Raw genomic sequence first — 21,780 nt, 5'->3', positions numbered from 1 at the left:
TGTCTTGTCGAGAGTTCGGCTAGCCTGCGTCCGATGGCGCAGTCTCCCGTCGCTGTAGGTGACGTCCTCGCGGGCAAGTACCGCGTGGAGATGATCATTGGCGCGGGGGGGATGGGCGTGGTCGTGGCCGCGTGGCACCTGGAGCTCGATCAGCGTGTTGCGATGAAGTTCCTGAACCCGCTCTTCACCGAGAGCGGGGACGCCGCGGAGCGCTTCCGCCGCGAGGCGCGCGCGCTGGCCAGGCTCAAGAGCGAGCACGTGGCGCGCGTGCTGGATGTCGGGGTGCTCGAGGGCGGGCTTCCTTACATCGTGATGGAGTTTCTGGAGGGGAACGACCTCGCGCAGGAGCTGCGGCAGCGAGGGCCGCTGCCGCTGGAGGAAGCCCTCGAGTACATCCTCCAGGCCCTCGAGGCCGTCGCCGAGGCGCACGCGCTCGGGATCGTGCACCGCGATCTCAAGCCGGCAAACCTGTTTCTGGCGCGCCAGCCGGGCGGGTCCCGGACCGTCAAGATCCTCGATTTCGGCATCTCGAAGTCGCTGCTCGGCGTGTCGATGGACGAGCTGTCCCTGACCAGGACAGCGGCCATGATCGGCTCGCCGCTCTACATGTCGCCGGAGCAGGCGCGCTCCGCCAAGGACGTGGACGCGCGCACCGATATCTGGTCGCTCGGCGTCATCCTTTACGAGATATTGACCGGGAAGCCGCCGCACCTCGGCGACTCGGTCGCGCAGCTCTTCGCCTCGCTGCTCAACGAGGTGCCCGCCTCGATACTCCAGGTGCGCTCCGACGTCCCGCCCGAGCTGGACGAGGTGGTGATGCGTTGTCTCGCCAAGGAGCGCGACCAGCGGTGGAGCAATGTCGGCGACCTGGCGTATGCGCTCCTCTGGTTCGCCCCGGCCGAGTGCCGCGTGCACGCCGACCGGGCGCGCCGCGTGCTCGGGATGTCGGACGCCGGGTGGCGGACGCCCAGCCAGACCGACGCGATCAGCGGGCGGCCGACGAGGCCCAGCCTGGTGGACGTGAACGGGCGGCCGACGGTCCCGAACCCGGTCCCCGTGATGAGCTGGCGGCCGACGATGCCCAGCCGGGGCAGCGCGACGGGCGAGGCCGAGCTCGCCGGCGGAGCGCAGGGCCCGGCGCCGCGCGGCGGGTCGATCGTCGCGCCGCAGCCGGGCGCCGGGCCGACCGTGAGCTCGTGGAGCAGCACCGGCGGGGCGCAGCGCGCGGCGCGCAGGGGCGCGCTCTGGGGCCTGGCCATCGCCGTCGGCGCCGCCCTGGCGACGGTCGCGTTCGGCGTCGTGCTCTACCTGCGCTCCAGGACCCTGGCCGACGACGGACAGCCCGCAGCGGCCGCCGTGGCGCCGGCCGCGAGCGCCGCGGAGCCACGGAAAACGGAAGGCCCCCCCGGCCCCGCGCCGGCCGCCGCGCCGGGGGCGGGCCCCAGCGCGACGCCGCCGCCCGAGGCGGCCGCCGGCGGCGCCGCCCCGCCGCCCGAGGCGGGCGCCGGCGCCGCCGCCCCGCCGCCCGAGGCGGGCCCTGATGCGGCGCCGTCCTCCGCGGCTGCCGCCGGCGACGCCGCGCTCGCCCCCACGCCCGCGCCGCCGCCCACGCCCGCGCCGCCGCCCGCGCCCGCAACGCCCGTCGCCCGGACGGGCGCGCCGCAGGCGGGCGCCGCGCCGCGCCCCAGCGCGCCCACGGCGCGGCCGCAGCCGACGCCGAGGGACGACGTCGAGCCGCCGCGCGGGAGCAACGAGATCAGCGACTTCGGCGGGCGGCGCTGAGCGAAGCGAGAGCGCCGCACGGAACACGTGCCTTCGGTGCCCATCCAGGCCCAGGGAAAGAGGAAACGGGGCGAATGAAACGTCAGCAGCGAAGCATCGCACGGGGCATCGGACTCGCCCTGTGCGCGGCGTGGCTCGCCGGGGCGCTCCCCGCGCGGGCAGACGCGACCGCCGCGGAGAAGGCGGCGGCGGAGGCGCTCTTCGACGGGGCGCTCGATCTCATGAGAGAGGGCCGCCACGCGGAAGCGTGCCCGAGGCTGGAGCAGAGCCAGCGTATCGATCCGGGGATAGGCACGCTCCTCTACCTGGCCGAGTGCTACGAGAAGACCGGCCGCACGGCGAGCGCCTGGGCCACTTTCCGACAGGCCATGTCGGAGTCGCGGGCCGCGGGGCAGACCGAGCGCGCCCGCAAGGCCCAGGCGCGGGCAACCCAGCTGGAGCCGACCCTGCCGAAGCTGAAGGTCGAGGTCGCGGCCGAGGGCAAGGCCGTCGAGGGGCTCTCGGTGCGGGTCGCCGGGAAGGCGGTGGACAGCGCGCTGTTCGGCATCGCCATCCCGGTGGACCCGGGCGACATCGCCATCGAGGCGAGCGCCCCAGGCCACGAGAGCTGGACGGCGACCGTGAAGATCCGCGCCGGGGCCGTGGAGACCGTCAGCGTGCCCGCGCTCAAGCGGGCGGCCAGCGCGCCGCCCGCGGGCGCCGAGGCGGAGGCCGCCGCCCCCGACGCGCCGCCGCCCGCCCGCGCGGCGGAGCGCCCAGGGTCCGGGCCAGGCAGCGGTAACCCCGCGGAATCCAAGATGAATCCGCTGCGCCTGGCCGGCCTCGTCGCGGGCGGCGTCGGCGTCGTGGGGATCGGGCTCGGGTCGTTCTTCGGCGTGAAGGCGATCGCGAAGAACAGCGACGCGAAAGGCTACTGCCCGCGCGGCAACACGTGCGACGATCCCCGCGGCGTCACGCTGACGGACGAGGCCCAGAGCGCCGCCACCGTGGCGAACGTCGCGATCGGGGTCGGGGCGGCCGCGCTGGCCGGCGGCGTCGTGCTCTACCTCGTCGGCGCGCCGCGGCAGGAGCCGCAGGTCCAGGTGGCGCCGCTGATCGACGCGCGGAACATCGGGCTGCGCGTGGGAGGGACCTTCGAATGAGGCGCATGACAAGGTGGCTATCGCTCGTCTGCCTGCCGCTCTCGTGGCTCGGCTGCGAGGTGATCGCCGGCATCGAGGACCGCACCTTCACGAGCCCCGTGAGCGAGCAGTGCGCGTCGTACTGCGCCACCGTGATGCAGAGCTGCACGGGCGAGCACCAGGTGTACTCCACGATCGAGACCTGCCAGGGCGTGTGCGCGCTGCTCGATCCGGGCGATCCGCTCGAGCCCGCCGGGAACACGGTCGCCTGCCGGGCCCACCAGGCCTCGCTGGCGGCGAGCACCCGAGAGCTCGCGGTGCACTGCCCGCGCTCGGGCCCGGGCGGCGACGGGTTCTGCGGGAGCGACTGCGAGAGCTACTGCGCGCTGTACGCAGGGGCGTGCTCGCCCGAGATCCCCGCGCAGGAGGACTGCATCGCGAGGTGCGAGGGGCTCAAGGACGCGGAGATGTTCGACGTCATCGCCAACCACGACGGCGACACGCTGCAATGCCGGCTCGTGCACGTGAGCTCCGCGACGGTGGAGCCCGCGGAGCACTGCGAGCACGCGCGCCTCGTCCCGGTGGCCCCGTGCGCCGATCCGGCGGGGACCGCGCCCGTCTGCGAGGAATACTGCCAGCTCGTGATGGCCGCCTGCCAGGGCGACCACGCGGTCTACGAGTCCACGGCGCAGTGCCTCGCGGTCTGCGAGGCGCTCCCGCCCGGCAGCACCGATCAGCGGACCGAGAACACCGTGGGCTGCCGCAAGTCCCACGCCTACAGCGCCCTCCTGGATCCGGTCACCCACTGCACCCACGCGGGGCCGGGCGGCGACGGCCACTGCGGGTCCTCCGCGGCCCCCGAAACGGGGAGCACGGGCGACTGCACGGCGTACTGCACGCTGCTCGAGGCGGCCTGCAAGATGGCGTTCGACTACGACTTCGCCGACCTCGCCGAGTGCGAGCTCGCTTGCAGCGGCCTCGAGGGAGCGGGCCCCGAGACCGGCTACGCGGTCGTGAGCGCCGAGCAGACCGCGCTCGATTGCCGGCTGCTCCACGTCAGCCGCGCGTTCGTCGACCCGGGCGCGTGCGACGCGGCGTCCGGCGCGGCCCCCTGCGAGTGACCCCCGCCCCGGGCGGCGCCTGGCCCCGCGCCGCGCTGCCCGCCCGCGGCGCGCCTCGCCGCGCTACCCGCCCGCGATCTGCGCGAGCAGCGCGTCGTGGTCGACCGGCTTGACCAGGTGGGCGTCGCAGCCGGCCTCCCTGGATCGGCGCTGGTCTTCCTGCTGCCCGTACCCCGTGAGCGCGATGATCTTCAGGGCGCCCGCGCCACCGGCGTCGTCCCGCTCCCGGCGCAGCTTCCGCGCGACCTCGTAGCCGTCCATCTCGGGCATCCCGAGGTCGAGCAGGACCACGTCCGGGGCGAACCGATCCGCCGCCTCGAGCGCCGAGGCGCCGTCGTGGGCGAGCGCGATCGTGTGCCCGGCCTGCTCCAGCAGCAGCCCGACGCCGCGCGCGTGGTCGTGGTTGTCGTCCACCACGAGGATCCGTCGCGCGGGCGCGCGCCGCGCGGGCGCGGGCGCCTCGCGCGGGCGCTCGGCCGCCTTCGCCGCGGGCAGGCGGACCGTGAGCTCGCTGCCGCGGGCCTCGCCCTCGCTCGCCGCCGACACCTCGCCCCCGTGCAGCTCGACGAGCCGCTTCACGAGCGTGAGCCCGATCCCGAGCCCGCCGCGCGAGCGGTCGAGCGTCGGGTGGGCCTGCTCGTAGAGATCGAAGATGCGGGGCAGCACCTCGGGGGGGATCCCGATCCCGGTGTCCCTCACCCGGAGGACGACCTCCGCGCCCTCCTGTCGAAGGGAAAGCCAGATCTGCCCGCCGTCGCGGGTGTACTTCGCGGCGTTCGTGAGCAGGTTGACGATCACCTGCTCGAGGCGCGCGGCGTCGCCGAGCACCCAGGCCGGCCCGTCGCCCAGATCGACGGAGAGCTCGTGCTTCGAGGCGTCGATGAGCGGCGCGACCGCCGCCGCCGCCTGCTGGACGACCTGGCCGAGATCGAGCGGCTCCTTCTTCAGGGCGAGCTTGCCGCGGGTGATCCGCGAGACGTCGAGCAGATCGTCGACCAGGCGCGTGAGCTGCCGCAGCTGCCGCTGCATGACCGCGCGCGCCCACGCCCGCCGCGGCTCGGGCACCGAGGGCATCTGCGAGACGCTGAGCGCGAAGTGGAGCGTGGAGAGCGGGTTGCGGAGCTCGTGCGCCAGCACCGCCAGGAACTCGTCCTTGCGGCGGCCGGCGTCGCGCAGCGCCTGCTCGCGACGCCCTCCCGGGCGGCGGCGCGCCCCCGCGGGGCCGGGGGCCACATCGGACAAAGCTGCTTTTTCCGCGCTCTTTCGCCGTTCTCGAGTCGATCCCACCCACGCCCCCCAAAAGGACGCCTCCCCCGGCGCGCCGCCGTCATGCCGGACGGGCGCGCGCTGCGTCGCCGGCATCCTAGATCAACGCCGCGGCGCCGGCAGCGTACGAATCGAATCGATCCAGCTTTTCGCGCGGCCGCCGGACGCGGGCTCCACGGCGTCGGGAGCGCCGCGACGCGCTGCTCCGGCCATGCGACGAGCGGATGTCGCGGGACCGTGCCGCGTGTGTCTCTGCAACAGCAATTCTCGGTCGTAGGGCAGGGTCGCTCAAGGAACACCTCGACCCGCGGCGCGCGGGCGATGTAGCATCCCGCAACACCACCCAATCCATCGAACCCCATCAGAAAGGAGCGCCCGCGCAGCGCGGCGCCCGCGAGACACGAACCCTCATGAAGCTCGCCATCATCTCAGGCAGTCACCGCACGGAGTCCGAGTCGGGCAAGGTCGCCCGTTACATGCAGCAGCAGCTGGCGTCGTGGGCCGACGTGTCCTCCACGTACCTGCTCGATCTCGGCGGCAACCCGCTCCCGCTCTGGGACCAGGAGATCTGGACGGGCTCGGAGAAATGGGGGCAAGTCTGGTCCCCGATCTCCGCCGAGCTCGCCTCGTCCGACGCCTTCGTGGTCGTGGCGCCGGAGTGGGCCGGAATGGTCCCCGCGGGACTGAAGAACTTCTTCCTCCTCTGCTCCCGCGGGGAGCTTGCCCATAAACCCGCGCTCATCGTCGCCGTCTCGGCGAGCCTCGGTGGTTCCTACCCCGTGGCCGAGCTGCGCATGAGCAGCTACAAGAACACGTATCTCTGCTACATCCCGGATCACGTGATCGTGCGCAACGTCCGCAGCCTCATCAACGATCCGGCGACGCCGCAGTCCACCGACGACGAGCGCATCCGCGAGCGCCTCCGCTACGCGACAGGCATCCTGCTCGAGTACGGCAAGGCCCTGGCGCAGGTCCGCGCGAGCGGCCTCGTCGACCTCCAGAGATACCCGTACGGGATGTAGCCCCGCCGCCGGCCGCCTTCCTCCGGCGATCCTCCTGGTGCTCCCCGCCGCCGGCCACCTTCCTCCGGCGATCCTCCTGGTGCTCCCCGCCGCCGGCCACCTTCCTCCGGCGATTCCCCCTGGTGCTCCCCGCCGCCGGCCGCCTTCCTCACGGCGATCGCCTGATCCCGGCCTCGCATCGCCGACGCTTCCTTACTTACACCTACACCAGAACACATCGCCCCAGCCTGACCGCGTCGCATCGCGTCAAGGATCAGATTCATCCGTTATATAGGATGAGCATCTGCTAAGCTGGCGCATCGCCATGACAAGTCCGTTGCTCACGCTTCCGAACCCAGGCGCGCTGGCCATGACGGCGCGCGCCAAGGCCGTGGTCTTCGAGGACGAGCGCTCGCGCGTGCTGCTCGAGCGCATCCGGCAGCTGGCGCCGAGCGACGCCACGCTGCTCGTCACCGGCGAGACCGGGACGGGCAAGGAGATCGTGGCGCGCCACATCCACGAGATGAGCCACCGCGCGCGGCGGCCGTTCGTGGCGGTGAACTGCGGCGCGTGGTCGGAGTCGCTGGTGGAGAGCGAGCTCTTCGGCCACGAGAAGGGGGCCTTCACCGGCGCCACGACGGCGAAGGCGGGGTGGTTCGAGTCGGCGGACGGCGGGACGTTGTTCCTCGACGAGGTCGGCGACCTGCCGCTGCAGCTCCAGGTGAAGCTGCTCCGGGTGCTGCAGGAGCGGGAGGTGGTGCGGCTCGGCTCGCGCCAGCCGATCCCCATCGACGTGCGGCTCATCGCGGCGACGAACGTCGACCTGGAGGAGGCCGTGGCCGCGCGGCGCTTCCGCGAGGACCTCTTCTACCGGCTCAACGTCGCGACGGTGTCGCTCCTGCCGCTGCGGGAGAGGCCGGGCGATATCCTCCCGCTCGCGCGGTACTTCCTCTCCATCCACGCGGGGCGCGTCGGGGTCGCCGCGCCCGAGATCACCCGGGAGGCGACGGAGCGGCTGCTCGAGCACCCGTGGCCCGGGAACATCCGCGAGCTCGAGAACGCCATCCACCACGCGTTCCTGGTGTGCAAGGGGCACCGGATCGCGCCGGCGGATCTGCGCCTGACGGCGCTCCAGCCGAAGGCGGGGTCGATGCCGCCCCCGAGCGGGCGGGCGAGCGCCGAGCCGCCGATCGCGCGGCTGGAGGGCGCGCTGCTCGCGCTGTTCGAGCAGAACCTGCCAAACCTGCACGAGCACATCGAGGAGGTCCTCATGCGGACGGCGTACCGGTATTGCAACCGGAACCAGCTGCAGACCGCGAGGCTGCTCGGCATCAGCAGGAACATCGTGCGGGCGCGGCTCATCCAGTTCAGGGAGCTCGCGGGCTCGCCGCGCGCGAGGGGCGCGGGCGGGGCGGAGCCACCCGAGTCGGGGCCGATCTCGAGCGGGCCATGCCACGTCGAAGGCGCGGAGGGAGAGGACGACGTCGAGGAGGGCCGGGGGGGAGGCGCCCGGCCGGCGGTGCGGACGGTGAGGATCGGGTGCTCGAAGTTCGGGCTGCTCATGATGCTGGTGAAGCTGACAGGGGCGCTCGATCGCGCGATGGCGGAGCGCGGCGTGAAGGTCGCGTGGCGCGAGTTCGCCGGCGGGACGCAGCTCGTCGAGGCGCTCCGGGCGTCGGAGGTGGATCTCGGGCTGGTGGGCGAAGGGCCCCCCGTCCTCGCGCTCTCGGCGCACGCGCCGATCGTGTACCTCGCGGCGGAGCCGCCGGCGCCCGAGGGCGAGGCGATCATCGTCCACAAGGACTCGCCGATCCGGAGCGTGGCCGACCTGAAGGGAAAGACGGTCGCGCTGAACCGGGGCTCCAACGTCGATTACCTGCTCATGCGCGCGCTCGAGGAGGTGAACCTCCGGTACGAGGACGTGAACCTCTCGTTCATCCCGCCGTCGGGCGCCCGGGCCGCGTTCGAGAGCCGCGAGGTCGACGCGTGGGCGATCTGGAATCCGGTGCTGTCGTCGGTGAAGGACGCCACGGGGGCGCGCGTGCTGCGCGACGGGAAGGGGCTCGCGACGAACACGGCGTATTACATCGGGGCGCGCGGGTTCGCGGATGAGAACCCGGAGCTCGTGCAGATCTTCCTGTCGGAGGTCAAGGCGGTGGGGCACTGGGCGAACGAGAACATGGCGGAGGCGGCGGAGCTGCTCGCGTCGCACCAAGGGATGTCGAAGCCGGCGATCTGCGCGGCGCTCCAGCGGAGGAAGTTCGGGATGAAGGCGCTCGACGCGGAGCTCGTGGCGTCGCAGCAGCAAGTGGCGGACACGTTCTTGAAGCTGAGGTTGATCCCGAGGGCGATCCGGGTCGCGGAGGCGCAGTGGTCGCCGCCGGAGAGGTGCGCGAAGAGCGCGTGAGGGAAGCGGGTCAGCCGGTCGGATCGAGCTGCACGGAGATCGTCCACGCGCCGGACTTCGTTTCATCCCGCACGCTCACCTTCCCCGTCGCGAGATCGAGAGCGAACGCCGGGTCGCCGCCGTTCGGGGTGGTGTTCCCGTCGTGGACACGGACGACCTGATCGGACTCCACCGTGCACTCGGAGACGCCCGTCGTGCCCTCGCCGTAAATCATGCGGCCTCCGCACTCGAGGCGCGTGAGGCACTTGCCGGCGCGCGCGAGCGGAGAGGCGCGCAACATGCACCGCGCACCGGCCTTCACCGGGCTCGGGCCGGTGGCCCCCGTGACACGCGCGGACCGGCGCAGCGACCTGGAGGTGGCGTCGAGGAGCGGCTCGCCCCGCACGGGCGCGCTCTGGTAAGGCAGCTTCAGCTCGACGCGGTACGCGGGCGCGGAGTCGCTCCAGACCGCGCCCACCTTACGGATGCTGTCGAGCGAGATCTCGGCCCTCGAGCCGGCGCGATCGCCCTTGTCCTCGTACGAGATCGCATAGAGATAGGTGCCGGGGGACGAGCCGGAGTCCTCCTCGACGCTGCTGCGGAACATCGACATGCCGTTCAGCGGATCTGTCGAGTGGTAGATCGGCTTGCCGCCGCAGAGGACCTGGAGCTCGGACACGTCGACGTGGTGGCCCGGGCTCGCGAGCTTCGCCTCGACCGTGCACGCGGCGCCGGGCGCGAGGGGGAGGCCCGTGGCGCGGGTGACGGTCGCCTTCCAGGTCGCGCTCGCCGTCCGCATCGGGACCTCGGGGGGCGGCGAGGCCGGCGACGGCGGCTCCGGCTCGGGCGGGGGCTGCGGGGTCGGAGACGGCGTCGGGGCCACCGTGGGGGCCATCGGCGGCGGAGGCACGTACGTCGCCTGGGACGCGCTGCGGCCGAGCAGCATCGCCGCGATCGCGGCGCCCGCCAGGACGCCCGCGGCCACCAGGAGCGGCACGGCCAGGGAACGCTTCGGGCGGCCGCGCACGGCGTCGAGCTCCCGGCCGAGCTGGTCGAGCACGCGCCGGGCCTCCGCCATCTGGCGCTCGATCTGCTCGACGCGCGCCGCCCGGTCGTCGTCCCGGCGCTCGTCGAGCTCCTTCTTGGCCGCCGCGAGCTGCTCTTCGAGGCCTTCGACACGCCCGCGCAGCGCGTCTCGTTCGTCGCGGTACTGCATCCACCGACGATACACCGAGCGGCGACGCCGCGGAGGTCAGTTCGAGGGCTTCGGCATCCGGAACACCGCAGTCGGCTCTTCGTTGTTCAAGTCGTTGATGTTCCAGTAGATGTAGCCGCAATCGACGGCGATCTCGAAGAAGTACGAGGCTCCGGTCGCGAGGGTGACCGGGTTGCCCACGCCCAGGGGAGACCTCTTCACCTCACCCCGCTGGTCCTCGTTGGTGTTGGTGGCGACGGTCCAGTAGACGAACTCGTCGTCCACCGCGATCGACGCGGGAACGGCGTCAGGGTCGACCGTGATCGTGAAGGGAGGGGCCGCGAGTTGCGCGTCCGTCCGCTTCGACTGGATCGCGCCGGTATACTCGGTCAGCCAGTACACGACGCCTTTCGAGAGGACGAGCGTGGCCGGAGCCCCGTTCGTCTCCGCGAACCTCTCGGGGCTCCCGAGCGGGTCCTTCGTCGTGCGCAGGATCTGCCTGCCATCGTAATCCGACCAGTAGATGTGCGTCTCGTCGACGGCGATGCCGATGGGACTGCCCTCGGCGACCTTCTCGCCGTAGATCTCGCTGCCGTCGCTCTTGGCCCGCCAGAGGGCCTCGGGCACCTGGGTCGCCCAGTAGATGTGGTCGCGATCCGCGGCGAGCCGGCCGAAGGCGGACTGCGGCATGGGATCCTGCGGGGGAACGTCGGCCACCTGGATCGCGCTCGTGCTCGGCGGATCGATGGAGATCGAGAACACCTTCGCGTTGCTCCAGTTGGACCAGTAGAGCTTCCCCTCCGCGTAGGCGACCCACGCCGGATCGCCGAACCCGGCCGTGCCGAGCAGCGGGCCCGCGGCCCCGCCGTCCCGCGGGATGGAGACGATGGTGTCGCTGTTGGCCAGGAGCACGAAGTCCCCGGCGACGACCATGCCCTTGGCGTTGTGCCCGAACTCCCCGATCACCGGCGTCACGGAACACTCGCCGGCCACGCAGCTCGGCCTGGGACACGAGCCCATGCCCCCGTCCGCGCCGCCGGCGCCCCCGCCCCCGCTCGCGGCGCCGTTGCCCCCGGCGGATGACGTCGCCGAGAGACCCCCCTCGGCCCCGGTGCTCGCCGTCGACGAGGTCTCCTGCGCGCCAGGCTCGATGCCGAAGATGAGATTGCAGCCGGCGCCCATCGCCGCGAGCGCGAGCAGCGAGGCGGGCATGGCGGTCTTCCTGTACATGCGCGGAGTGTAGAGGATGATGTGTTCTGCGCGACAGGCGCTGCGCTCCTGACCGGAGGTGGTCCCGACCGCCCGCGCTCCGCCGGCCTCGTGGGAACCGCTGCGCCAGCAGCACTCGAGGAGCACCGGGTGCTGCCCTGGGAGCAGACGCCCGCAAAAACGTGGCACCAGCGCCACCGGCGGCCGTCGTGGCGGCGGCGGTGGCACGGGCTGTGCTCAGCGGACCGCGCCATGGCAGTTTCATCGTCCACAGCGCGCATGCAGGCGGCCCTCGAGCAGCTCCGGTCCGGGGGCATGGTGATCCTCGTCGACGACGAGGCGCGCGAGGACGAGGGTGATCTCGTGGTGCTCGCGGAGCGCGCGACGCCCGAGGCCATCAACTTCATGGCCACCCACGGGCGCGGGCTGATCTGCCTCGCGCTCACGGAAGAGCAGGTGGACCGGCTCGGGCTGCCGCTCATGGCCACCCGGGCAGGCGCCCGGCGGACGACGGCGTTCACGGTGAGCATCGAGGCGCGCGAGGGGGTCACCACCGGCATCAGCGCCCGCGACCGGGCGCGGACGATCGCCGCCGCGATCGCGCGGGGGGCGTCGCCGCGCGACATCGTGTCACCGGGGCACGTGTTCCCGCTGCGGGCGCGGCGGGATGGAGTGCTCGAGCGCGAGGGGCACACCGAGGGCGCGGTCGACCTCGCGCGGCTCGCCGGGGGGGTGCCGGCGGCCGTGATCTGCGAAATCATGAATGATGACGGCACGATGGCACGCCGCAAGGACCTGGCCCGCTTCGGGGCGCGCCACGGGCTGCCGATCGTCGGCATCGGCGACGTCATCCGCCACCGGGTGGTGCGCGAGGACGTGGCGACGCGCGCCCGGACGGCGCCGTTCCGGCCCGCAGGGCTGAGCGGCGAGTGGAAGGCGCACACGTACCGGCTGCGGGGCGCGAGGCAGCTGCTCCTGCTGACACACGGCGCGCCGGGGGTCGGGGAGGAGCGCGCGGGGATCGTGTACACCCACCGGGCGGCGCTCGTGTCGGATCTGCTGGGCGACGGCGACCTGTTCGACGCCCTGCGAGACATCGAGTCTGCCGGAGCCGGCGCGGTGGTGTACGTGCCCGCGGCGGCGGAGCAGGGCGAGGCCGGCGCGGAGGGCGGGATGGGGTTCGAGATCGCCGTCGCGGCGCGCGAGCTGGAGGCGATGGGGTACCGGCGGATCACGCTGCTCGACTCGAGGGCGCCGTGGCCGGCGGGGGCGAGGAGGGAGATCGACCTCGCGACGGGGGATCCGCCGGCGGCGGCGGCGCCGGCGTCGGCCGGGACGGCGGCGGCGGCGCGCGGGCGCGCGATCGAGGGGGCGGCGCGGGCGGCGCGCGTCGGGCCGGAGATGGCGGCCGAGCCGGCGGGGTAGGAGCGGACGTTCGAGGGGCGGTCAGCGGTCCGGCGCAGAACCGTCGTGAGCCGGCGGGGGCCGGCCAGCGGCGCATGGCCGCGCCCGATCCCGAGGCGAGCTCGCCCCGTCTCATGATTCCGCCGCGTCAGGCTCGATCGTGCTGCGAGCTCGTCACAAGGCGGGGCACGTCACGGGGACGGTGGCGAGATCGACGAAGGCGTCACCGTCGATCGTCCACTCCTGCATGAAGGGGTGCTTGCTCGCCCCGTCACTGTCGAACTCGTACTCGGCGGCGGCCCCGACGTACCGGAGAGGGATCCCCGCGCGGAGCTTGGTCATCGCCGTCGTCAGGTCCCGCCACGAGGCCGCTTCATGGTCAGGGCTGCTCAGCTCGCGGAGGATCGCTTGCAGCTCATGTCCAGATGCAGGGATCGTCCCGCTCGTCGCCTGGGCGTACACGAGACCCATCGCGATGAGGATGACGCCGTCGTAGTAGAAGTGTGCTGCGGGCACAGGTGCCTCGCCGTTCGACCGGCGGGAGAACTGCTCGACGAAGGCGGCGGCGTTGCCGGTCGTGCAGTCGACCGTCTCCTGGGCTTCGTCCACGGGCTGGCACTCGCTCCGCAGGCTGAGCGAAGGCGAGACCCCGCGGTATCCGTCGAGGGAGCCCGCGGGGATACTGGCCAAGAGCACGTCGGCGCGCAACGCAGGACTGAGAAACCAGGTGCCCGGACGTCCGGCGGCGGTCCATTCGGTCACGATGGTCGCGGCGTTGGCGGGAGAGGCCGTCAAGAGCGTGCGGCCGGCGTGTGACGCAAAGGCGGACTCGATCTGGTTCGTGTACGTCTGTTCGCCCGACGTGAACGTCACCGACGGGACGATCCTGCCCCCGAGCGCCGCGAAGGTGGTCATGAAATTGCTGCTGACGCTGGTGTCGTAGTCGTTCCGCTCCGCGAGGCTGTTCACGGTCTCGATCTCGTCGCGGACGGCGATCTTCGCCAGCGCGCAGCCGACGGCGAACGGGGAGGGGGCGAGCCGCATCCAGTTCGTGCTCGCCTCGCTGCGCGGGATGTCGGGCGCGGCATAACCCGGCATCATGTGGAGCACGTCGAGCGCCTCCACGTCGGGCGCGATCGTGCGGGCGAGCTCGTTCTCCTCGGGTCCTACCAGGTAGGCGACCTGATCGTTGTACAGCAGATCGAGCAGCTGTTCGAGCCCACGCTCGGAGTCCGAGTGGCTGTCTCGGCTCACGATATAGAGCGGCCTCCCGTCGATCCCGCCCGCGGCGTTCACGTCCTCGACCGCGAGCGACATCGCTCGAGCGAGGTTGAGGCCGATGGCCGACTCGCTGCCGGAGAGGGGCAGGAGGCTACCCAGGAGGACCGCATCCTCGGGGTATTCGGGCGCTGTCGGCTCATCGGGGTGGTCGGTCGCTGTCGGCGAGCATGACGCCGAGGACAGGGACGCGAGCCCCACGAGCAGCCCGGCCTGCAACTCGCGCGTGCGCCGTCTGCGACGAGCGAACCACGTGCGGGGGCGATGGGAGCTTTGCAGGGCGGCAGGCATTCTCGTGGACATAGTCAATTACATAACACGCCATCACATGGAGGGGCGGTCTGTCAAGGCAAGAAACCTCGTGGTCTTGAGCCAGGTTCAAGCCGGTTTGAAGTGCAATCAAAGGTAAGGAGACAGCGATCTTTGTACGTGAGTCGCGGCTCCGATGCCAAGAGGTGAGCACGAGAGAGGTGGAGCCCTCCCCGAGCACACGCCAGGCGCCGTCCCCAAGGCAAGGACGTTGATGGGCAGGCCCTCCCTCGGGGGCGAGGGAGCGCTCAGCAGGCGAGGGCGGCGCCCGAGGTGGTCGTGCTCTCGGCCATGGCGCACGGGCAAGGCGAGGCGGGAGAGGCGATCGGCGTGGCGTTCCTGGCGGCGGCCGCCGGGCTCGATGAGGAGCGGCGCGCCGTGTACGGGGACCTGGTGCTATCCTCGCTGAACGCAGCGGCGAGGCGGACGTTGGAGGCGATGATGAAGAGCGGATACGAGTTTCAGAGTGAATTCGCGCGCAGCTACGTGGCCAAGGGCGTGGAGAAGGGCCGGGAGCAGGGGCTCCTCGAAGCGAAGGCGCACGACGTGCTCGCCGTCCTCGATGCCCGCGGGCTGGAGGTCCCTGCCGAGGTCCGGGAGCGCGTGCTCGCGAGCACCGACCTGGCCGAGCTGGACCGCTGGATCCGCCGCGCCGCGGTCGTCAGCGACGCCAGGGAGCTGCTCGCGACGAACCGCTCCTGAGCGCCCACGGCCTTCGGAAGCGTCGGGCGCGTCGCGCCCGACCACCGGGCGACGTTAGGTCCACACGCGCGAGATGGCCGCGCCATTGACCTGCCCCGTGAGCGCGTCGACGCCCGCCTGGATGAAGAGCCCGCTGATGCTGTCGACGTGGGGGTACTCATAGAAGTACATCCCCGTGCTCTGCGTCCAGAACACCGGCTCGACGCGCATCAGCTGTTCGCCCTTGATCTCGAGCGGATAGTCGCCCTCGCCGCGCTGCGCGCTGACGCGGCTCCACGCGTCGCGGACCCACGCGTAGTACCAGGTGACCCCGCTGCCCGGGACCTCGAACGGGACGTAGGCGTCTTCTCGCTCGTCGATCGGGAAGTGCTGTTTGCCGGCGAACTTGCGGATGAACGGCGAGTCACGGAGGTACTGCAGCAGCGTCGCGTGGAGCGACCCGTCGCAGAGCGGCATCTCGAAGAAGTCGAGCGTGGCGCCGCCCTCGTCGCTCGGGTTGCGCACCGTGAAGCCGTGGCGCTGCAGCGACCGCACGTACTCGGCGAACGAGGGCACCTCCTGGTGGAACAGCGGCAGCACCGCGTCCGCGCGCACGAACTCGCCGGACGGGTACTTGGCACGCGCCTTCGGCGGCGCCTCGGCGCCGCCGTGAACGATCAGGTCGACGTGCGCCATCATCTTGTTGGCGACGCTCTTGGCGCCCAGCGCGTACAGCATCGAGCGGTACAGCGCGTAGTCGTCGACGTCGATGACGTAGGCGCTCTTGCCCACCGCGAAGTTGGCGGCGTTCGCCGGGGCCTTGCCGGCCTGGACATGCAACCGGGTGGGGTGTTGCTTGAGGGGCAGCATCGGTCTCGCGGGCTCCATTCTACGATCCGCTTCGGCCGTATGCCGTCGCTCGGCGTCCGCCTGCTGCTGCTCGAGGGGGGTGGCCGGATCGCAAGTTCGCACGATACCGCGCGCGGACCAGCTCACCGAAGGAACTCTGGCCGGCAGTCCGCTCGCCGGGAGTTGAACCCGGGAGGCATGCTTATAAGGCACGCTGCCGCGACCGGCGACACGAGCGGTCGCACGTCGCCAGGCGGCATATCTTCTCCTCGAGAGGCCAGCCGTTGCTCTTCCAGAGCATCCCACGAATGCCTGCCACGTCAGCGCCTTTGCGTCAAGGGGCATTCCCCTGCGCGCTGATTCACAGGATGGTGCGGCTGTGGGGAATGTCCTAGTCGGGTAGGCCGGGGTCTTGTCCGGGTGCAGGGTCTGCGCTTGTCTGGATCGCTGCGAGACGCGCCCCGCGCCCGCGGATCAGATGATCGTCCCGGGAGGGACGATCGCGTTCTTCGGGACGACAACGACGCCCTCCCGGGCCGCGTAGTACTCGGCGTCCGTGTCCGGCCGATCAGGGATGTTGCGGATCACCACCCCTTCGCCGATGCGGGCATTCTTGTCGATGATCGCGCCGTCGATCGTGCAGCCCCGGCCGATCCCGATCGCAGGCAAGCCTCTCGAGCTCTCGGGCGACTGGGCCTGGAACAGGAACTCGTAATCGGCGCCCATCATGACCGTGTTCGACATCGTGACGCCCGGCCCGATCGACGAGAGCTGCCCCACGACCGACCGGGTGATCTTCGAGTCGATGATCCGGCTCCCCTCGGCGAGGATCACCTGGTCGAGCCGCGAGCCTGCCGACACGTGCGCCGGCGGGAAGAACTGCGGGCGCGTGTAGATGGGCCGCTGCGGGTCGTAGAACGAGAACGGCGGATCGGGGTCGGTGAGCGCGAGGCTCGCCTCGTAGTAGCTCCGGATCGTGCCGATGTCCTCCCAGTAATCGTCGAACGTGTACGTCACCATCCGGTGGGTGTCGAGCGCCCGAGGCAGGATGTGCGTGCCGAAGTCGGAGGCGTTGTCGCGCTCGAGCATCTCGTAGAGCGCCTTCGCGCTGAAGATGTAGACGCCCATCGAGGCGAGCCACGGGTTCTTCGGGTCGGACGTCTGCCGCACGTTCTCGAGCAGCTTCATGTCCTTCGGCTTCTCGACGAACTTCACCACCCGCCCGTCATCGTCGGTGGCCACGATGCCGAGGCGGGACACCTCGGCGGTCGGGACGGGGCGCACGGCGAGCGTGACGTCGGCCCGGGCCTCCCGGTGGCGCTCGAGGAAAGGCTCGTAATCCATGCGGTAGAGGTGGTCGCCCGAGAGGATCATGACGTCGCGCGGGTTCGGCGACTTGACCTCGACCAGCTGCTTGCGGACGGCGTCGGCCGTGCCCTGGTACCAGTCGCTGTGGGTCGGCGTCTGCTCGGCCGCGAGGATCTGCACCGCGCCCGCGGAGAAGACGTCGAAGCGGTACGTCTGCGTGATGTGGTTGTGGAGCGAGACCGAGTTGAACTGCGTGAGGATGTGGATGCGGTTGAAACCCGAGTTGAGGCAGTTGCTGATCGGGATGTCGACCAGACGGTACTTGCCGCCGGTCGGGACCGCCGGCTTGGAGCGCAGCTTGGTCAACGGGTAAAGGCGGCTTCCAACGCCTCCGCCGAGGATCAAGACCACCACATCGTTGTGCTTCACACGACCTCCGCGAGATGAGGGACAGCTCGACGCCCGGAGCGATGGGCGGCGACTAGGGTAGCCGATCATCCCGATCGGTCGAGGCAAAGGCAACAGGATTCGCGGCGCCGCGCGGACGCCGCCGCCGCGCGCCCCCGCAACGGCGCGCTCCCCGGCCGCGCGGCGACGCGGCGCGCGGTCGGGGAGCGCGCCGGCGCGGGGAGGACCTCGCGCGATCGCGCGGCGCGACGGGCGCGCGACCGCCCCCGGCCCGTCGAGCTTGCCCGAGAGCGCGGCTCTCCTCGACCCAGGATTTGCCTTAACTGGATAAGGCATCTTCGCACGGCGGTTACACGCACGTCACGACGCGGTGGCACGGTCCGCGCCTCGCGCCGCGGCCGCTAGGTGGCCTCGTTCATCGGGCGCATCACGATCTGCACGATGCGCGAGCGCTCCCGCGGCAGCGCGGCGAGCACGACGGCCTCGGCCACGTCCTCCGCCGTGGAGAAGCCCTGCATGCGCTCCGAGCCGGCGGTGCGCCCGTCGCCGAGCGCGAAGTGCGTCTCGACGCCGCCCGGGCAGACGGCGCTCACCTTGATGTTCTCCTGCCAGAACTCGCGGTCGAGCGCCTGCGTCAGGCCGACCTGCGCGAACTTGGACGCACAGTAGATGGCCTCGCCCGCATACCCCTGGAGGCCGGCGACGCTGGCGACGTTGATGATGTGGCCGCCGCCCTGGCGGCGCAGGTGGGGGATGACCTCGCGGCAGAACAGCCAGGTCCCCTTCATGTTCGTCGCCATGATGCGGTCGTAGTCGTCCTCCGACCACTCGAGGAAGGGCCGGTAGCCGCCGACGCCCGCGTTGTTCACGAGGATGTCGATCCGGCCGAGCTCGCGGATCGCCCGCTCCACGCACGCGGCGACCGAGGCGGCGCGGGTGACGTCGACCTCGATCATCAGCCCGCGGCCGCCCGCCGCGCGGAGCTCCCGCTCGAGCGACGAGAGGTCCGCCGCGGTGCGCGCCGCGCCGATCACGACGGCCCCCTCGCGGCTCAACGCGAGCGCGCACGCCCTCCCGATTCCCCTGCTTGCCCCGGTGATGAGCGCAATCTTGTCCTTCAGCCGCACGGTCCTTCCTCCTCTGCCGCGCGCAGAGGACAGACGTCGTCGCCACCCCCCGGCCGGCGGCGGGCACCGTATCACGGGCGCGGCTCGCCAGCGCGGAGCCGGGGCGGATCGCGGACGATGCGCCGCGCCTCGGCGCGGCCGCCTGCGCCACCCGGATCGCCCCGGGCGATCGCGCGTGTCGCGCGCCGAGCGGCCGGCGCCCCGGCGGACGGCGCCCCGGCGGACGGCGAGCGGCCGGCGCCCCGGCGGCCGGCGCTCCCGCGGCCGGCGCCCCCGCGGCCGGCGCCGCGGCGGCCTGGAGGCACTCCTGCGACCGGAATGTTAATGCATCACATTTGCAATTGACTTCCAGTTTCTACGGTCGCATACGTTGCGCCGCCGGCGACCCCCGGCGATCCCGTCATGCTTACTGCGAAGAATCTCTCGAAGTCCTACGGCGGCGTGCCCGCGCTCGACGCGCTCGATCTCGATGTCCCGGCGGGTGAGGTGTTCTGCCTCCTCGGCCCGAACGGGGCGGGCAAGACCACCACCCTGAACCTCTTCCTCGGCTTCATCAGGCCCTCCTCCGGCGCGGCCTACGTGGCCTCCGCGCACGTCGAGCCCGATCCGATCCGGGCGCGCCAGCGGATCGCCTACGTCCCGGAGCAGGTGCGGCTCTATCCCCACCTCTCCGGCTGCGAGAACCTCGCGTATTTCCTGAGCCTCTCGCAGCCGCGCGTCCCCTCGGCCGCGGCGCTCTCGGCGCTGCTCACGGCGGCCGGGCTGCCCGAGGCCGCGGTGCACCGGCCGGCGAGCGGCTACTCGAAGGGCATGCGGCAGAAGGTCGTCCTCGCCCTGTCGCAGGCGAAGAACGCGTGCGCCCTGCTCCTCGACGAGCCGACCTCGGGCCTCGATCCGGGCGCCGTGCGCGAGCTCTGCGCCGCGATCCGGCGCGAGGGCGACCGCGGCGCCGCCGTGCTGATCGTGACGCACGACCTCGGCGCGGTCGCGAGCATCGCGCACCGGATCGGCGTCATGAAGGCGGGCCGGCTCGTCGAGGTCGCGAGCGCAGCCGGCCTGTCCGAGGCCGACGTGCTCGCGCTGTACCGCGCGCACTTCGACCCTCCCGGCGACGCGGCGCCCCCCCTCCCCTCGCGCCGCGGCGCGGCCGCCGCCGCCTCGCCGGAGGCCCGCTCATGAGCCCGCGCGCGCGCACCTCCGGCCTCGCGACCGCGCTCGTCGCGCTCCTCTCGGCCCGCGCCGCCGACGCCGCGCCCCCCGACGCCGCGCCCCCCGACGCCGCGCCCCCCGACGCCGCGCCCCCCGCGAGCGCCCCCGAGGCCGCGTCGCTCGACGCCTCCCTCACGCTCGGCGAGGAGGTCGTCGTCATCGGCCACCGGGTGGGCCCGCTCGACAGCGCCGATGTCCTGACCTCCGTCGACATCCTCGGCGGCGAGCAGATCCAGAGTCAGAGCACGGCCGAGCCGCTCGAGCTGCTCCGGCGCGTGCCGGCCGTCTACGTCGAGTCCTACAACCAGGGCATCATCGGCGCCGATATCGGGCTCCGCGGCTTCAACACGCAGGGCGACGTCGCCCACACGAAGCTCCTCATCGACGGTATCCCGAGCAACCACCACGTCGGCCTCCCCGACATGAAGGCCGTCTTCCCGCTCGAGATGGAGCGGATGGAGGTCGTCAAGGGCACGAACGACCCGCGCTACGGGCTCAACAACGTCGCCGGCAACATCAACGTCGTCACGCGCAAAAGCGGGAACGAGCGCGTCGCCCGGCTCCTCGCCGGCAGCTTCTGGACGGTCGAGCCCCAGGTGCTCGTCGCGACCGAGGGCGGCGCGCTCAGCCAGACCTACTTCGCCGGCTACCGCGGGTCGGACGGCTACCGCGATCACGCGAGGACCGACAAGGTCGCCGGCTCTGCCAAGTGGTTCTACGAGCCGTCGAGGCAGCTCAGGGTCGGGCTCATCCTCCGCGGCATGTTCCTCGACGCCGACGCCCCCGGCTACCTGTCCCGTGAAGAGGCGCGCTCGCGCCCCACCACCTCTCCCGCCTACGCGGCGACCGACGGCGGCCGGCAGGCGACCCTCCACGGGAGCGTCCATCTGGATCACGAGATCACGGGCGACCTCTCCTGGCAGCTCAAGGCTTACGGACAGGCGTTCCTGCGGGACCGCTGGGTGAGGTTCGACCCCGACCTCTCCCAGCAGCTGCGGGTCGAGGACGACAAGCACTACGGCGCGATCTCGGTGCTCACCTACCGGGCGCGCGATCCCCGGGCGCTCGGCCTCACCGTCGAGTGGGGGGTCGACTACCAGCTTCAGGACGACAGATACCAGCGCTTCCCCACGATCGATCGCGAGCGCCAGGGCCCCGCGTTCCGCGACGAGGACTTCGCCCTCCACGCGGCCGGCTCCTATGTGCAGGCGAGCGCGAGCCCGATCAAGCCCATCAAGCTCATGGCCGCGCTGCGGGCCGATCGCCTGGCCGGCGCCGGCAGCTTCCTGGAGCAGCCCGAGGGCGAGGCGGCCCGGATGGTCGACCACGACCTCAACGACTACGGCCTCATCTGGCAGCCGAAGGCGAGCGTCATGGTCACGCCGGTGAAGGGGCAGAGCCTGTACGCCAACTACGGGCGCACGTTCCAGATCGGCACGGGCAAGGGCGCCTTCGCCGTCCAGGGCACGCCGCTCGATCCGTCGATCAACGACGGCTGGGAGGTCGGCTACAGGTCGAGCGTCTTCCCCTGGCTCACGAGCCACCTCGCGTACTGGGAGCAGCGCGCGAGCGGCGAGGTGCGGGACAAGGGCGACGGCTCCGGCGACTCCGAGAACGTGGGGAGGACGCTGCGGCGCGGCTTCGACGTCGAGCTCACGCTGCGCCCGTTCGAGCTCCTCTCCGTGTGGGGCGCGTTCAGCCGCGCCATCTCCGAGCAGGTCGAGCCGGGCCCGGCGCTCGCCGCGAACAAGGGCAAGGAGCTCGATCACGTCCCGAGCTTCAGCGCGAAAGGCGGGATCGACGTTCACCCCGTGGAGGCGCTGCTCGTCTCGCTCTTCTGTTATGCGCAGGGCGGCTATTATATCAACAAGGCCAACTCCACCGAGGAGTACGGCGCGCGGAAGGTCGGCGACCACGTCGTCATCAACGCGAGCGCGGCCTACGACGTCACCGAGGCGATCTCGGTGGGCGTCGACGTGAACAACCTGCTCGACCAGCCGTACGACACGTCCATCTGGTACAAGGACTTCGGCGCTGTCGGGGCGCAGCACAACCCGGGCGACGCGCGCTCGGCGTACGTGACTGGCACCCTCACTTTCTGAGCGACCGCCGCGGTCCGACGAGAC

Annotated in this window: 15 protein-coding genes and 1 pseudogene; 9 read left to right on the top strand and 7 right to left on the bottom strand. The window is 71.8% G+C overall.

Annotated elements, in window-relative coordinates:
- The first annotated feature begins 33 nt into the window (after nucleotides 1-33).
- From WMF43_RS48615 to WMF43_RS48605, 3 genes are all read left to right on the top strand, one after another.
- On the top strand, nucleotides 34-1,782 hold the full coding sequence (locus WMF43_RS48615; protein ID WP_437675713.1) for a serine/threonine-protein kinase: 1,749 nt from the start codon (nucleotides 34-36) through the stop codon (nucleotides 1,780-1,782).
- A 74-nt stretch (nucleotides 1,783-1,856) separates the two neighbouring features.
- Nucleotides 1,857-2,924, top strand: coding sequence for a hypothetical protein (locus WMF43_RS48610; RefSeq protein WP_437675712.1), 1,068 nt, complete (start codon nucleotides 1,857-1,859; stop codon nucleotides 2,922-2,924).
- Nucleotides 2,925-2,929: 5 nt separating this feature from the next.
- Nucleotides 2,930-4,024 carry a hypothetical protein gene (locus WMF43_RS48605; protein WP_437675711.1) on the top strand — a complete coding sequence of 365 codons (1,095 nt, stop codon included), beginning with the start codon at nucleotides 2,930-2,932 and terminating at the stop codon, nucleotides 4,022-4,024.
- Between the two features lie 63 nt (nucleotides 4,025-4,087).
- Here the strand turns inward: WMF43_RS48605 and WMF43_RS48600 are convergent, their stop codons facing one another.
- Nucleotides 4,088-5,257: a hybrid sensor histidine kinase/response regulator gene (locus WMF43_RS48600; protein WP_437675710.1), complete on the bottom strand. Its 1,170-nt coding sequence runs from the start codon at nucleotides 5,255-5,257 to the stop codon at nucleotides 4,088-4,090.
- A gap of 443 nt (nucleotides 5,258-5,700) precedes the next feature.
- Here WMF43_RS48600 and WMF43_RS48595 point away from each other — a divergent pair, with 443 nt between their 5' ends.
- Both WMF43_RS48595 and WMF43_RS48590 read left to right on the top strand, forming a co-directional pair.
- Entirely contained in the window at nucleotides 5,701-6,312 is a 612-nt protein-coding gene (locus tag WMF43_RS48595) for an NADPH-dependent FMN reductase (RefSeq protein ID WP_437675709.1), read from the top strand.
- Between the two features lie 304 nt (nucleotides 6,313-6,616).
- Nucleotides 6,617-8,698, top strand: a complete 2,082-nt coding sequence (locus tag WMF43_RS48590; protein WP_437675708.1) for an aliphatic sulfonate ABC transporter substrate-binding protein — start codon at nucleotides 6,617-6,619, stop codon at nucleotides 8,696-8,698.
- A gap of 10 nt (nucleotides 8,699-8,708) precedes the next feature.
- Here the strand turns inward: WMF43_RS48590 and WMF43_RS48585 are convergent, their stop codons facing one another.
- Together WMF43_RS48585 and WMF43_RS48580 are read right to left on the bottom strand one after the other, a co-directional pair.
- The gene (locus WMF43_RS48585; protein ID WP_437675707.1) at nucleotides 8,709-9,893 is read right to left on the bottom strand and encodes a hypothetical protein; all 1,185 of its coding nucleotides are present in this window, start codon (nucleotides 9,891-9,893) and stop codon (nucleotides 8,709-8,711) included.
- Nucleotides 9,894-9,929: 36 nt separating this feature from the next.
- On the bottom strand, nucleotides 9,930-11,102 hold the full coding sequence (locus tag WMF43_RS48580; RefSeq protein WP_437675706.1) for an ABC transporter permease: 1,173 nt from the start codon (nucleotides 11,100-11,102) through the stop codon (nucleotides 9,930-9,932).
- A gap of 231 nt (nucleotides 11,103-11,333) precedes the next feature.
- Between WMF43_RS48580 and ribB the strand changes: the two genes are divergently transcribed.
- Complete coding sequence (gene ribB, locus WMF43_RS48575; protein ID WP_437675705.1) at nucleotides 11,334-12,506, top strand: 3,4-dihydroxy-2-butanone-4-phosphate synthase; 1,173 nt, start codon at nucleotides 11,334-11,336, stop codon at nucleotides 12,504-12,506.
- A gap of 153 nt (nucleotides 12,507-12,659) precedes the next feature.
- Here ribB and WMF43_RS48570 read toward each other — a convergent pair whose 3' ends face one another.
- Nucleotides 12,660-13,964 (bottom strand): ABC transporter substrate-binding protein, encoded by a 1,305-nt coding sequence (locus tag WMF43_RS48570; protein ID WP_437675704.1) that lies wholly within the window; start codon nucleotides 13,962-13,964, stop codon nucleotides 12,660-12,662.
- A 354-nt stretch (nucleotides 13,965-14,318) separates the two neighbouring features.
- Between WMF43_RS48570 and WMF43_RS48565 the strand changes: the two are divergent.
- A pseudogene (locus WMF43_RS48565) lies at nucleotides 14,319-14,774 on the top strand (hypothetical protein); the annotation flags it as partial.
- A gap of 54 nt (nucleotides 14,775-14,828) precedes the next feature.
- Here WMF43_RS48565 and WMF43_RS48560 read toward each other — a convergent pair.
- The 3 genes from WMF43_RS48560 to WMF43_RS48550 form a co-directional block, all read right to left on the bottom strand.
- Entirely contained in the window at nucleotides 14,829-15,641 is an 813-nt protein-coding gene (locus WMF43_RS48560; protein WP_437675703.1) for a hypothetical protein, read from the bottom strand.
- Nucleotides 15,642-16,076: 435 nt separating this feature from the next.
- Nucleotides 16,077-17,339 carry a glucose-1-phosphate adenylyltransferase gene (locus tag WMF43_RS48555; protein ID WP_437675702.1) on the bottom strand — a complete coding sequence of 421 codons (1,263 nt, stop codon included), beginning with the start codon at nucleotides 17,337-17,339 and terminating at the stop codon, nucleotides 16,077-16,079.
- Nucleotides 17,340-17,719: 380 nt separating this feature from the next.
- Nucleotides 17,720-18,445: an SDR family oxidoreductase gene (locus tag WMF43_RS48550; RefSeq protein ID WP_437675701.1), complete on the bottom strand. Its 726-nt coding sequence runs from the start codon at nucleotides 18,443-18,445 to the stop codon at nucleotides 17,720-17,722.
- A gap of 402 nt (nucleotides 18,446-18,847) precedes the next feature.
- Between WMF43_RS48550 and WMF43_RS48545 the strand changes: the two genes are divergently transcribed.
- Entirely contained in the window at nucleotides 18,848-19,624 is a 777-nt protein-coding gene (locus WMF43_RS48545) for an ABC transporter ATP-binding protein (protein ID WP_437675700.1), read from the top strand.
- A complete protein-coding gene (locus WMF43_RS48540; protein ID WP_437675699.1) occupies nucleotides 19,621-21,756 on the top strand; it encodes a TonB-dependent receptor in 2,136 nt (711 codons plus the stop codon). The genes WMF43_RS48545 and WMF43_RS48540 overlap by 4 nt, the downstream gene beginning before the upstream one ends.
- The last annotated feature ends 24 nt before the right edge of the window (nucleotides 21,757-21,780 follow it).

This window comes from Sorangium sp. So ce131, from assembly GCF_051519095.1.
Classification (GTDB): domain Bacteria; phylum Myxococcota_A; class Polyangia; order Polyangiales; family Polyangiaceae; genus Sorangium.
This window is presented reverse-complemented; position numbering and strand designations above follow the sequence as displayed.